The sequence below is a fragment of the Bradyrhizobium lablabi genome (assembly GCF_900141755.1).
Lineage (GTDB): Bacteria > Pseudomonadota > Alphaproteobacteria > Rhizobiales > Xanthobacteraceae > Bradyrhizobium > Bradyrhizobium lablabi_A.
Genome location: NZ_LT670844.1, coordinates 959,770 through 972,529 on the forward strand (window position 1 = coordinate 959,770; position 12,760 = coordinate 972,529).

The following is a 12,760-nucleotide window of genomic DNA, read 5'->3' on the forward strand; positions in this document are numbered from 1 at the left end:
AATTTTGCGCGCCCGCAAAGCCGGTCATCGCCCAAACGCCAGCTTCATTCCTTGGCACCAGCAGCCATGGGAGGAATTTCCCGCACGAGTCTTGCGACCTCCCGCCACGCATGACCGATGTGATGATCGACATGCGCCACGATGCGCTCCGGGTGGCCTTGCTCGATCGCAGCGAGCACAGGCTCGTGGGTGCGGGCGATTTCATGCGGATCGTCGTAGAGACGGCCGATCAGGCCGATCACCATGCGCAGTTCGGATGCCAGATCGTCGAACAGGCGCAACAGCCGCCGGTTGCCGGCGATCTCGCAGATCAGGCGGTGAAACCGGTAATCTTCCTCGACCTGCCGTGCCGGATCATCGAGATCGGCGGTCTGATGAAGAACATCGATCTGGCGTCTTAACGCGTCGCGCGTCTCCGGCGTCAGATTGCGCGCCGCCAGCACGCCCGCATGACGTTCGACGCACAAGCGCAGATCGTAGATCTCGTCGATATCGTCGGCGGCGAATTTTCGCACAAAGAAGCCGCGGCGCGGAGATGCCACCAAAAGACCCTGGCTCTCCAGAAGGCGCGCGGCCTCGCGCACCGGCGCCCGGCTGACGCCGAGTTCCCTCGCGATCCCCGCCTCCACCAATTTGGAGCCTGGCGGCAACCGGCCCTCGACAACGGCTTGCGTCAGAAGACGGGCGACCTGGCCGACGAGATCGGTCTCGGCGAGGGCCGGTAATCCGACCGGCGGGGACATTGGGCGCATAAAAAGGTCCGTTTTGGCCGCTGTACAATATTTAATCGTCGATTGTCGACAGTTTGATCTTGCCATTCTATTTGCTGCGGTGCAACCATTCAATCAGATGAAAGGTGCAATATTAGCAATGACAGCGCACGTACCGCCCGCTTCCGTCAAAGACGAAACCCGACAAATCCGGATCGATCTCGCCGCCGCCTACCGGCTGATCCACCGCCTCGGTCTCGACGACAGTATCTATACCCACATTTCGGTTCGGCTCCCCGGCAGCCATGACCGTTTCTTGATCAATCCCTACGGGATGCGTTTCGAAGAGGTGACGGCGTCCAACCTCGTGGTGGTCGACCTCGACGGACATATTGTCGAGGACCCGTTGGGGCTCGGCATCAACCCGGCCGGTTTCACCATTCACAGCGCCGTGCACGCGGCACGGACGGACGCGATGTGTGTCCTGCACACCCACACCGTCGCCGGCGTCGCGGTTTCCTGTCAGCGGCACGGACTGCTGCCGCTCAATCAATGGTCGATGCAGTTCACCGACCGCCTCGCCTACCATGATTACGAGGGCATCGCGCTCGATCTCGATGAGCGCGCGCGCCTGGTCGCCGATCTCGGCGACAAGTTCGTTATGGTGCTCCGCAATCACGGCATGCTCACCTGCGGACGCTCCGTCGCCGAAGCTTTTAAGCTGATGCACAATCTGGAACGGTCCTGCCGCGCCCAGCTCGCAATCCAAGCTTCCAACGCCGAAATCGCTCCGCTCTCCGCAGCCGTCGCCCGCAAGACCGCGGGGCAATATGCAAGCTTCTACGACAAGATCGAAGTCAAGGGTGAGCCGGACAGCGAATGGGCCGCCTTCAAGCGGATGCTGGAGCGGACCGATCCGGATTTTATCAATTAGGCCGCAAGGACAAAGTCCTTTCAATGCGCCGATCAGGCGATCAAAAAGAGAGATGACATGTTGAAGCGAATCTTGGTTGGCCTCGCCATGGTCTGCAGCGTGAGCGCCGCGGCCTTGGCGGAAGAGCCGAAAACAGGCGGCGTCATCAATGCCGTGATCCAGCCCGAACCTCCGGGTCTGATGATGGGTCTGGTCCAGAATGGCCCGACCCAGATGATCGCCGGCAACATCTATGAAGGCCTGCTGCGCTATAGCCCGAAGCTCGAGCCCCTGCCGGGTCTGGCCGAGAGCTGGACGGTGAGCGAGGACGGCAAGGTCTACTCCTTCCATCTCAGGAAGGGCGTCACCTGGCATGACGGCAAGGCGTTCACCTCGGCGGACGTGCTGTTCTCGATCGAATTCCTGAAGCAGACCCATCCGCGCGCCCGCAACAATTTGGTTCAGCTCGACAAGGTGGAAGCGCCTGATGACTCGACCGTCGTGTTCACCCTGAAGCAGCCGTTCGGCCCGTTCCTCGGCATCTTCGAGGTCGGCTCCATGCCGATGATTCCGAAGCACATCTATGAGGGAACAGATTTCAAGACCAATCCGGCGAACAACACACCCATCGGCACCGGCCCCTTCATGTTCAAGGAATGGCAGAAGGGCTCGTTCATCCGGCTTGTGAAGAATCCGAACTATTACATCAAGGGCAAACCCTATATCGATGAGATCTATTGGCACGTCATTCCCGATGCAGCGGCGCGATCGGTGGCGTTCGAGACCGGCAAGGTCGACGTGCTGCCCGGCGGTTCGGTGGAAAACTTCGACGTTCCCAGGCTCAGCGCGCTCAAGAACGTCTGCGTCACCGGCAATGGCTGGGAATTCTTCAGCCCGCACTCATGGCTCTGGCTCAACAACCGCTCCGGACCGACGGCCAACAAGAAATTCCGTCAGGCGGTGATGTTCGCCATGGACCGCAATTTTGCAAAGGACGTGATCTGGAACGGCCTCGGCAAGGTCGCGACCGGCCCGTCCGCCTCCTCGATCAAGTACCACACCGACGCGGTGACGAAATACGATTACGACCCGGCCAAGGCCAAGGCCCTGCTCAAGGAGGCCGGCTACAATGGCGAGAAAGTCCGCCTGCTGCCGCTGCCTTACGGCGAAACCTGGCAGCGTTGGGCCGAGGCGGTTAAGCAGAATCTGCAGGACGTCGGCATCAATGTCGAAATGGTCGCGACCGATGTCCCGGGCTGGAATCAGAAAACCTCCGACTGGGATTACGATATCGCCTTCACTTATCTCTATCAGTATGGCGATCCCGCGCTCGGCGTCGGCCGCAACTATGTTTCCAGCCAGATCGTCAAGGGCTCGCCGTTCAACAACGTCGAGGGATATTCAAACCCGGAGATCGATCAGCTGTTCGCCGACGGCGCCGTCGCCTTCCCGGATTCCAAGCGCGAGGAAATCTACGCCGAGGCGCAAAAGATCCTGACGGACGACGTGCCGGTTGCCTGGCTGCTCGAATTGCAGTTCCCCACCATCACCCGCTGCAACATCAAGAACCTCGTCACCACCGCGATTGGCGTGAACGATGGCTTCCGCGATGCCTGGATCGATAAATAATTGGCCGCCAATCCGCGGCGGCGCTCCGGCGACCGTCGCGGAAGGATGCCTCGCTTAGAACGCAACGGAATTGACGATGCTCGCATTCATCGCCCAGAGAATTGGCAAGGCCATTATCGTTCTCTTGGCCATCGTTGTCTTGAACTTTTTCCTGATCCGGATGGCTCCGGGGGATCCCGCGATGGTCATGGCCGGCGAAGCCGGCGCGAGCGACAAGATTTTCGTCGCCCAGCTGCGCGAAAAATTCGGCCTCGATAAACCGCTTCCCGTGCAGCTCTATACCTACGTCAAGGGCATCCTCACTTTCGATCTCGGCTTTTCGTTCCGCCAGCAGATGCCGGTTTCAAAACTCATTCTCGAGCGGCTTCCGGCCACCCTGCTGCTGACGGGAACGGCGTTTGCGATTTCACTTGCGTTCGGCATCCTGTTCGGAACGCTGGCGGCGCGGTTCGCAGGCACCTGGGCAGATACCGCCATCACAATATTGGCGCTGATCTTTTATGCCACGCCGCTGTTCTGGGTGGCGCTGATGGCGATCCTGTTGTTTTCGGTCGCCATGGATTGGCTGCCGAGTTTTGGATACGAGACGGTGGGTGCGAATTATACCGGCCTCGCCCACGTGCTCGACGTCGGCGCCCATTTGATCTTGCCGGCGATGACGATCGGTCTTTTCTTCATGGCCACTTATGCTCGCATGACGCGGGCCTCGATGCTCGAGGTCAAGCGGCTCGACTTCGTCAAGACCGCCCGCGCCAAAGGCTTGCGCGATGCCGTGATCCAGCGCCGTCATGTGCTGCGCAACGCGCTGTTGCCGGTCGTGACGCTCGCGGGCCTGCAGGCGGGCACACTGGTAGGCGGTGCCGTGCTCACCGAAACCGTGTTCGCATGGCCGGGTATCGGCCGTCTGATGTATGAAGCTCTCTTGCAGCGCGACTATAACCTCTTGCTCGGCGTCTTCGTGGTGTGCTCGGCGATGGTGCTGGCTTTCAACCTCATCACCGATCTGATCTACCGCTCGGTCGATCCCCGCATCGAGTTCGCGGCATGAGGCAATTCTGGCGAATGCTGCTGCGCAATCCCGGCGGGGTGATCGGCCTCGTGATCCTGGCCATCGCGATCGCGGTCGCGGTGTTCGGCCCGATGCTGTTTCCGACCTCGCCCTGGCGCATGGTGCAGCGGCCATTTTTGCCGCCGTTCACGCTGAAAGGCGTGCCGCTCGGCACCGATGCGCTCGGCCGCGACGTTCTGGCCGGTATCATCTATGGCGCCCGCGTTTCGCTGCTGGTCGGCCTTGTCTCGACACTGGCGGCGCTCGCGGTCGGGATTCCCGTTGGAGCAATGGCCGGATATTTCGGCGGCCGCATCGGCGATGCCTTGATGCGTTTCACTGAATTTTTTCAAACCGTCCCGAGCTTCGCGCTGGCGATCGTGCTGGTTGCGGTGCTGCAACCGTCGATCGTCTCAATCGTCATTGCGATCGCCATCGTCAGCTGGCCGCCGGTGGCGCGGCTCGTGCGCGGCGAGGTCCTATCATTACGAACCCGCGAATATGTTCAGGCGGCGATCGTGACCGGGCAAACCCATAGCTGGATCATCTGGCGCGAGATTCTTCCCAACGCCCTCTCCCCCGTCATCGTGCTGGCGTCGCTGATGGTTGCTACCGCGATCCTGCTCGAATCGTCCTTGTCGTTTCTCGGCCTCGGCGATCCCAATCTGATGTCGTGGGGCTACATGGTCGGCGCCGGCCGCACCGTTATTCGTCAGGCCTGGTGGATCACGGTATTTCCCGGCATCGCCATCCTGATCTCGGTGCTGGCGCTGAATCTGATCGGCGAAGGCCTCAACGACGCGCTCAACCCGCGCCTCAACAAGGACGGGCGCTGAGCATGTCCACCGGTACAGCCGTCACCATCAAAGATCTGAAGCTGGCCCTGCCCGCCGGCGGCGACCGGCCCTACGCCGTGGACGGGGTCTCCTTCGATCTTGTGGCCGGCAAGATCCTTTGCATCGTCGGAGAATCCGGTTCCGGCAAGTCGATGTGCGCCCATGCCCTGATGGGCCTTCTGCCCGACAATGTCATCGCCGAAGCCGGCGAGATCGTCTTCGACGGACAAAACCTGCTCACGCTTGACGACGAGGCCTGGCTCGCCTTGCGCGGCCGCCGCATCGCAATGGTGTTCCAGGAGCCGATGACGGCGCTCAACCCCCTGATGCGAATTGGCGACCAGATCGCCGAAATGTTCGAGGCGCACAATTTGCTGACGCCGAAAGTGCGAAAGCAAAAGGCCGTCGGCCTGCTGCGCGAGGTTGGTCTGCCCAATCCCGAGCAGACCATACGCGCCTATCCCCATCAATTGTCCGGCGGGCAGCGTCAGCGCGCCATGATCGCCATGGCGCTGGCGCTCGAACCCGCCGTGCTGGTCGCCGACGAGCCGACCACCGCGCTCGACGTCACCACGCAGGCGCAGATTCTCAAATTGATCCGTGACCTGCAGCGCCGCCGCAATATGGCGGTGATGTTCATCACCCATGATTTCGGCGTGGTCGCCGATATTGCGGACCGCGTCGTCGTGCTTCAGCACGGCAAGGTGGTCGAGCAAGGCGCGGCCGAGGACGTCCTCACACGGCCGCAACATCCTTATACCCGCGCGCTGCTCGCGGCCGTTCCCACGATGCAGCCGCCGCAACGGGCCCCCCTGCTCAACCGGCGCAAGGCGGTCGAAGTGGTCGGCCTCGAGAAAACCTATGTCAGCGGCGGTGGCTGGTTTCGGCCGGCGCGCAGCGTTCAGGCCGCGAAGGAAGTCAGCTTTGACATTTTTCAAGGCGAGACGCTGGGTCTCGTCGGCGAATCCGGTTCGGGCAAATCTTCGGTCGCGCGCCTCGTCATGCGCCTGATCGAACCCGACCAGGGCACCGTTCGCCTCGGCGACACCGATCTCACGCGGATCAGCGGAAAAGCGCTGCGCGAGCAGCGCCGCCGCATCCAGATGGTGTTTCAGGATCCGTTCGCTTCGCTCAATCCACGCCGCAAGGTCGGCCATATCATCACCGACGGCCCGATCGCGCACGGCGTCGATCCGGTCGCCGCGCGAGCACGCGCCCATGACTTGCTCGGCCTGGTCGGCCTAAATATCGGCGCGATGGAGCGCTTTCCGCATGAATTCTCCGGCGGCCAGCGGCAGCGGATCGGGATCGCCCGGGCGCTGGCGCTCGATCCCGAAATTCTGGTCGCCGACGAAGCCGTCTCCGCGCTCGACGTCTCGGTGCAGGCGCAGGTGCTCAGCCTGCTCGAAGGCCTCAAAGCGCGGCTTGGTCTTTCCATGCTGTTCATCACCCATGATCTTCGGGTGGCCGCGCAGATCTGCGATCGCATCGCGGTGATGCAGCGCGGTGAGATCGTCGAGCTCAGGCCTGCCGCCGCGCTGTTCTCCGCGCCGGAGCATCCCTATACGCGCGAGCTTCTTGCCGCGGTGCCGGGCCAGATAGCTTCGTCCAAGGCCGCCTGAGAAATGCGTTGCGCTCTTGTCAGCGGCAGCCTCGATCTGCGCGATTACCTTGGTGCGGAATTCAAGCGCATCGCCGAGCGTATCGAAATCGTCGACCATCGCCAAAACAGACCGGATAAAGATATCCGCCTCGCCGTCGCCTGGCATCCGCCGGACGACGCCTTCGCGTATTACCCCAATTTGCAGGCCGTCTGCTCCATCGGCGCGGGCGTTGACAACATCATCGCCTGTCCGAGCCTGCGGCCCGATATCGACGTGGTTCGCGTCGTCGATCCCGCGCAAGCGCAGATGATGTCGGGTTTTGTCCTTTGGCATGTGATCTGGCATCAGCGGCGTTTTGCGGCCTATCTGGATCAGCAACGTGACGGAATCTGGCGGCGTCAGCACCAACGTGCGGCACAGGACGTGCCTGTCGCGATTCTCGGCTACGGCGAAATCGGCCAGAGGGTGGCCGCCGATCTTGCCCGGCTCGGCTTCCCGGTGATGGTATGGAGCCGAAGTGCGAAGCCGACACCTCCGTCGGTTAAGGGATTCCACGGCGCTTCGGGCCTTTCCGCCATGCTCGCCGAAACCGAAGTGCTGGTGAACCTGTTGCCGCTGACGCAGGAGACAACGGGCATTCTCAACAGCGAACTGTTCAACACAATGCGGCGCGGCGGTTATCTCATTCAGGTCGGCCGCGGCGAACACCTCGTCGACGATGATCTGCTGGCGGCGTTCGAGAGCGGCCAGCTTGCGGGTGCCGCCCTCGACGTGTTCGCGGCTGAGCCGCTGGTACAATCTCATCCGTTCTGGCGTCATCCGAAAATCGTTGTGACGCCGCACGACGCCTGCGAAGTCCGCGTCGAAGCCGTCGCTTCTACTCTGATCGCAACGGCGGATGCGATACGAACCGGCCAACGGCCGCCGCACGCGATCGACCGCCAACGCGGCTATTGAACGTGGCGATGAACCCGCTCCCAACCATCGCTGCCGCCCATCCGATCGACGGTTTGCGCGCGGCATCCGCTATCCCCGAATCGCGCGCTCAACAACTCGCGGCTGAGTATTATGGCTTGCCGGCGACGGCGCTTCGGCTCAACAGCGAGCGCGATGACAATTTCAGGCTGCGAACTCTGGATGGCCGCGAATATGTTCTCAAGATCGCCAATCCCGCAGAAGACCGCGCGGTAACCAATCTGCAGACCGAGGCCCTGCTCCACCTCGCGGTCGCGGACCGGCGATTGCCGATCCCGCGCATCTTCGCAGCGCTGAACGGCGCGTGCGAGCTTGATATAAAGTTTGACGACGGCTCGACCCGGATCGTGCGCCTCTTGTCCTTCCTGGCGGGAACGCCGATGCACTCGGTCGGAGCGTCCGCAGCACTGCGGCGCGATCTCGGCCGCTGCGCGGCAAGGCTTGCACGCGGCCTTCGCGATTTCAGGCATGCCGGTGCCAATCACAAGCTGCTCTGGGATCTTCAGCACGCCGCCGAATTGCGCGCGCTTCTCGATGCCGTCCCCGCCGACCGGCGCGGTCTGGTGCAGCATTTTCTCGACAGCTTTGAGGCTCACGCGCTTCCCGCGCTGCCACACCTGCCCGCGCAGCCGGTTCACAACGATCTCAACCCGCATAACGTCGTGGTCGATCCCGGTAACGAAAACATCACGGGCATCATCGATTTCGGCGATCTGACCTTCACCGCCCGCGTCAACGACCTCGCTATCGCGGCGGCCTACCAAGTTGCGGATAGCGATGATCCCCTCGCTCCAGCCTGCGAACTGATCGCGGCCTATCATGCGGTCTCGCCGCTCGATCCGGCCGAATTCGATATAGTGTTCGATCTGATGGCCACGCGCATGGCCATGACCGTTGTGATCTCTAGCTGGCGAGCCCACCGTTACCCGGAGAACCGGGAGTATATTCTACGCAACAATCAAGGCGCCTGGGCGCGGCTCAGCCGGATCGTAAAGCTCTCCCGGGCCGAGGCGACGCAACAGATCAAGCGCGCCGGAAATTCGGAGCAAGACAGATGTCCGTAAACGACGAGGCCGTCTCGACACGCGACATGATCGCGCGTCGCAATCGCCTGCTCGGACCGGCCTATCGGCTGTTCTACGAGCAGCCGGTGCAATTGGTTCGGGGAGAAGGGGTCTGGCTTTACGACCGCGAGAACAGGCCCTATCTCGACGCCTATAATAACGTCGCCGCCGTCGGACATTGTCACCCGCACGTCGTTCAGGCCATCGCGCGCCAGGCCGCATTGCTCAACACGCATACGCGCTACCTGCACGAAACCGTGCTCGATTACGCCGAGAAGCTTCTCGCCACCTTCCCGGCCGAGATCGGCCACGTCATGTTCACCTGCACCGGCAGCGAAGCCAACGACCTCGCGCTGCGCGTGGCTCGGACCTGTACCGGAGGCACCGGATTCATTGCCACGGAAACCGCCTATCACGGCGTGACCTGCGCGCTGACCGAGCTTTCGCCTTCGCTCGGGTTGCCCGCGGCAAAGGACAGCCACGTGCGGCTGGTGGCGGCGCCGCGGTCGGCCGGCGACGACACCGGCGAGATCTTCGCGCGCGACGTTCGCGACGCGCTGGACGACATGAAGCAAAACAACATTCGCCCGGCGGGATTGCTGGTCGACACCATCTTCTCGAGTGACGGCGTGTTCGCCGACCCGCGCGGTTTCCTGCGCCCGGCGGTCGAAGCGGTGCGAGCTGCCGGCGGCCTTTTCATTGCCGACGAAGTGCAGCCTGGCTTCGGCCGCACCGGCGAGCAGATGTGGGGTTTTGCCCGCCACGGTCTCGTTCCGGATCTGGTTACGATGGGCAAGCCGATGGGAAACGGCCATCCGGTCGCCGCCATGGCCGCGCGTCCGGATCTGTTGGCCGAGTTCGGCGCGCGGTCGCGCTACTTCAACACCTTTGGCGGCAACCCGGTATCATCAGCGGCGGGGATCGCCGTGCTCGAGGTGATCGAAGCCGAGGGCTTGATGGAAAACGCCCGACGGACCGGCGCTTATCTGGTCGAACGTCTCAGACAGTTGCAGGCTCGGCACGACTTGATCGCCGAAGTCCGCGGCGCCGGTCTGTTCATCGGCGTGGAGCTGCGGCACGGCGGCGCCACCGGGACGCCGGCCACGGCTGAAAGCGCTGCCATCGTAAACATGCTGCGCGAGCGGCGCGTGCTGATCAGCGCTGCGGGGCCGCATGCCAATGTTTTAAAAATCCGGCCACCGCTGGTGTTCCTAGCCGACCACGCCGACCTGCTCGTTGAGAGGCTGGATCAAGCGTTGCTCGCCCTGCATCAGGCCTGATCAGCCAAAGCGATTTTCGTATCTAGCCAGGGCAAGTTCAGCCGTGTCGATCTCGGGCTTGCGGCCTGACAGCAAATCCGCGAGCACGCGCGCGGACCCGCACGCCATGGTCCAGCCGAGCGTGCCGTGGCCGGTATTGAGATGGAGGTTCGCATAGCGCGTTGCCCCGATCACCGGCGGACCATCGGGCGTCATCGGTCGCAACCCGCTCCAGAACGTGGCTTTCGCGAGATCGCCGCCGCGCGGAAACATATCAGTCAGCGAGTGATCGAGCGTCGCCCGCCGCGCTTCATGGAGGCTGCTCGAATAGCCTGAAACTTCGGCGGTGCCGCCGACCCGGATGCGATCGCCGAGCCGCGTGATCGCCACCTTGTAGCTCTCATCCATCACCGTTGACACCGGCGCTGCTTCGGCATCGACGATCGGCACGGTGATCGAATAGCCCTTGACCGGATAGACGGGGATCGAAATGCCGAGCGGTCTTGTCAGACGCGGCGACCAACTGCCGAGCGCGACGACATAGGCATCGGCCTGCAGCACGCCCGCGCTTGTTGCGACGCCTGATATTTTCGAGCCGTCCGCCATCAGCCGCTCAATCGTGGTCTTGAGATGAAACTGCACGCCGAGCTTTCCGGCGCGGGCAGCGAGCGCCTGGGTGAACATGTGACAATCGCCGGTCTCATCCTGCGGCAGTAGCAAGCCGCCCGCGATCCGGTGCTTCACGGCGGCAAGCGCCGGCTCAGCCCCGACGCAGCCGTCGCGGTCGAGCACTTCATACGGCACGCCATACTGTTTCAATACCGCGATATCCTCGGCGGTGCCGTCGAGCTGGGCCGTTTTGCGGAACAATTGCAGCGTGCCGCGGCTGCGCTCGTCATAATGGATCGCTGTCTCCGCCCGCAATGCGCGCAGGCAGTCGCGGCTATATTCCGCAAGCGGAATCATGCGGCTCTTGTTGACCGCATACCGCGCCGAGGTGCAGTTGCGCAGCATCTTGATGAGCCAAAGCCACATTGCCGGATCCAGCTTCGGCCGGATCACCAGCGGACCATGCTTCATCAACAGCCACTTGATCGCCTTGATCGGCACGCCGGGGCCGGCCCAGGGCGACGAATAGCCAGGCGACACCTCGCCGGCATTGGCAAAACTGGTCTCGAGCGCGGGCTCCGCCTGACGGTCGACGACGGTAACCTCGTGCCCGCTCGTCGCAAGGTAATAGGCGGTGGTCACGCCGATGACCCCGCCGCCGAGAACCAGTACCTTCACGATCGTCTATGCTCCGTTGCGGCCGCAAGCTGTGGAGATTTCCGCAACCGACAAGCTAAGGCAAGCTTCAGGCCACGCGCTTCAGCGCGTCGCCGAGTATTCCCACGATATCGTCGATATGGCTGCGCTCGACAATCAGCGGCGGCGACATCGCGACCGTGTCGCCGGTGCTGCGCAGCACAAGGCCGCGGTTGAAGCAGTCGACCATGAGCTCGTAGGCGCGCGCACCGGCCGCATCTTTCCGCGGCGACATCTCGATGCCGGCGACAAGGCCAATGGCGCGGACATCGATCACGTTCGGCAGGCTTCGCAGCGAATGCATCGCGTCCTGCCAATATTCGGTGAGCGCGGCGCCGCGGGTGAGCAGTTTTTCTTTCTGGTAGATTTCCAGCGTCGCGAGCCCGGCGGCGCAGGCGACCGGGTGGGCGGAATAAGTATAGCCGTGGAACAGCTCGATCTGGCTTGCCGGTCCGACCATCAGTGCGTCGTGGACCTTGCGGCTTGCAAACACCGCGCCCATCGGAACCGAACCATTGGTGATGCCCTTGGCGGACGCGATGAGATCGGGCGTGACGCCGAAATAGTCGGCGGCAAAGGGCGCGCCGAGGCGGCCGAAGCCGGTGATCACTTCGTCGAAGATCAACAGGATGCCGTGCTTGTCGCACAGTGCGCGCAGGCGCTGCAGGTAACCCTTGGGCGGTATCAATACGCCGGTCGAGCCGGCAACCGGCTCGACGATGACGGCCGCGATCGTCTCCGCACCATGCAGCGCGACCAAACGCTCGACATCGTCGGCAAGCTCCGCGCCGTGCGCGGGCTGCCCCCTGGAAAAAGCGTTCCGGGCGAGATCATGGGTGTGGCCGAGGTGATCGACGCCAGGAAGGTGCGTTGCGAAGGCCCGGCGGTTGTTGACGATGCCGCCGACCGACATGCCGCCAAAACCGACCCCATGATAGCCGCGCTCGCGGCCGATCAGGCGGGTGCGGGTCGGCTGACCGGCCGAACGCTGATAAGCTAGCGCGATCTTGAGCGCGGTGTCGACCGACTCCGAGCCGGAATTGGTGAAGAAGACGCGGTCCAATCCGCGCGGTGCGATCGCCGCGAGCCTTTCGGCGAAATCGAACGCGATGGGATGCCCGATCTGGAACGACGGCGCATAATCCAGCGTCATCAACTGCCGCGAGACCGCATCCGCGATCTCGCGCCGGCCGTGGCCCGCATTCACGCACCATAGCCCCGCCGAGGCGTCGATCACCTTACGGCCGTCGACGGTCGTGTAGTACATGCCTTCGGCGGAGGCGATCAAACGAGGCTCAGCCTTGAACTGCCGGTTGGCGGTGAACGGCATCCAGAACGCGTCGAGGTTTTGCGTGTTGGGAATCTGGTGGACTGTCACGGGCTGGCTCCTTTGGCGGCTTGCGGTATCGACATCATG

General features: G+C 62.9%; 11 protein-coding genes. 8 read left to right on the top strand and 3 right to left on the bottom strand.

The window, feature by feature from the left end:
• Positions 1-44: 44 nt before the first annotated feature.
• Positions 45-752 carry a GntR family transcriptional regulator gene (locus tag B5526_RS04575; protein WP_079537130.1) on the bottom strand — a complete coding sequence of 236 codons (708 nt, stop codon included), beginning with the start codon at positions 750-752 and terminating at the stop codon, positions 45-47.
• Positions 753-870: 118 nt separating this feature from the next.
• Between B5526_RS04575 and B5526_RS04580 the strand changes: the two genes are divergently transcribed.
• The 8 genes from B5526_RS04580 (at position 871) to B5526_RS04615 (ending at position 10,059) form a co-directional block, all read left to right on the top strand.
• Entirely contained in the window at positions 871-1,644 is a 774-nt protein-coding gene (locus B5526_RS04580; RefSeq protein WP_079537131.1) for a class II aldolase/adducin family protein, read from the top strand.
• A gap of 57 nt (positions 1,645-1,701) precedes the next feature.
• A complete protein-coding gene (locus tag B5526_RS04585; RefSeq protein ID WP_079537132.1) occupies positions 1,702-3,252 on the top strand; it encodes an ABC transporter substrate-binding protein in 1,551 nt (516 codons plus the stop codon).
• Positions 3,253-3,328: 76 nt separating this feature from the next.
• Positions 3,329-4,300, top strand: coding sequence for an ABC transporter permease (locus B5526_RS04590; protein WP_079537133.1), 972 nt, complete (start codon positions 3,329-3,331; stop codon positions 4,298-4,300).
• A complete protein-coding gene (locus tag B5526_RS04595; RefSeq protein ID WP_079537134.1) occupies positions 4,297-5,136 on the top strand; it encodes an ABC transporter permease in 840 nt (279 codons plus the stop codon). The genes B5526_RS04590 and B5526_RS04595 overlap by 4 nt, the downstream gene beginning before the upstream one ends.
• Before the next feature lie 2 nt (positions 5,137-5,138).
• Positions 5,139-6,758 (top strand): ABC transporter ATP-binding protein, encoded by a 1,620-nt coding sequence (locus B5526_RS04600; RefSeq protein ID WP_079537135.1) that lies wholly within the window; start codon positions 5,139-5,141, stop codon positions 6,756-6,758.
• Positions 6,759-6,761: 3 nt separating this feature from the next.
• The gene (locus tag B5526_RS04605; protein WP_079537136.1) at positions 6,762-7,697 is read left to right on the top strand and encodes a 2-hydroxyacid dehydrogenase; all 936 of its coding nucleotides are present in this window, start codon (positions 6,762-6,764) and stop codon (positions 7,695-7,697) included.
• Between the two features lie 8 nt (positions 7,698-7,705).
• Positions 7,706-8,779, top strand: a complete 1,074-nt coding sequence (locus tag B5526_RS04610) for a phosphotransferase (protein WP_154071126.1) — start codon at positions 7,706-7,708, stop codon at positions 8,777-8,779.
• Positions 8,770-10,059 (top strand): aspartate aminotransferase family protein, encoded by a 1,290-nt coding sequence (locus B5526_RS04615; RefSeq protein WP_079537138.1) that lies wholly within the window; start codon positions 8,770-8,772, stop codon positions 10,057-10,059. Before B5526_RS04610 ends, B5526_RS04615 begins: the two co-directional genes overlap by 10 nt.
• Here B5526_RS04615 and B5526_RS04620 read toward each other — a convergent pair whose 3' ends face one another.
• Both B5526_RS04620 and B5526_RS04625 read right to left on the bottom strand, forming a co-directional pair.
• A complete protein-coding gene (locus B5526_RS04620; RefSeq protein ID WP_079537139.1) occupies positions 10,060-11,325 on the bottom strand; it encodes a D-amino acid dehydrogenase in 1,266 nt (421 codons plus the stop codon).
• A gap of 67 nt (positions 11,326-11,392) precedes the next feature.
• On the bottom strand, positions 11,393-12,673 hold the full coding sequence (locus B5526_RS04625; RefSeq protein ID WP_154071661.1) for an aspartate aminotransferase family protein: 1,281 nt from the start codon (positions 12,671-12,673) through the stop codon (positions 11,393-11,395).
• Positions 12,674-12,760: the final 87 nt, after the last annotated feature.

Excerpts from the sequence above, each read along its gene's own strand:
- B5526_RS04590 (WP_079537133.1), top strand. The coding sequence starts at position 3,329 with ATGCTCGCATTCATCGCCCAGAGAATTGGCAAGGCCATTATCGTTCTC.
- B5526_RS04580 (WP_079537131.1), top strand. The coding sequence starts at position 871 with ATGACAGCGCACGTACCGCCCGCTTCCGTCAAAGACGAAACCCGACAA.
- B5526_RS04600 (WP_079537135.1), top strand. The coding sequence starts at position 5,139 with ATGTCCACCGGTACAGCCGTCACCATCAAAGATCTGAAGCTGGCCCTG.
- B5526_RS04605 (WP_079537136.1), top strand. The coding sequence starts at position 6,762 with ATGCGTTGCGCTCTTGTCAGCGGCAGCCTCGATCTGCGCGATTACCTT.
- B5526_RS04575 (WP_079537130.1), bottom strand. The coding sequence starts at position 752 with ATGCGCCCAATGTCCCCGCCGGTCGGATTACCGGCCCTCGCCGAGACC.
- B5526_RS04610 (WP_154071126.1), top strand. The coding sequence starts at position 7,706 with ATGAACCCGCTCCCAACCATCGCTGCCGCCCATCCGATCGACGGTTTG.
- B5526_RS04585 (WP_079537132.1), top strand. The coding sequence starts at position 1,702 with ATGTTGAAGCGAATCTTGGTTGGCCTCGCCATGGTCTGCAGCGTGAGC.
- B5526_RS04615 (WP_079537138.1), top strand. The coding sequence starts at position 8,770 with ATGTCCGTAAACGACGAGGCCGTCTCGACACGCGACATGATCGCGCGT.
- B5526_RS04625 (WP_154071661.1), bottom strand. The coding sequence starts at position 12,673 with ATGCCGTTCACCGCCAACCGGCAGTTCAAGGCTGAGCCTCGTTTGATC.
- B5526_RS04595 (WP_079537134.1), top strand. The coding sequence starts at position 4,297 with ATGAGGCAATTCTGGCGAATGCTGCTGCGCAATCCCGGCGGGGTGATC.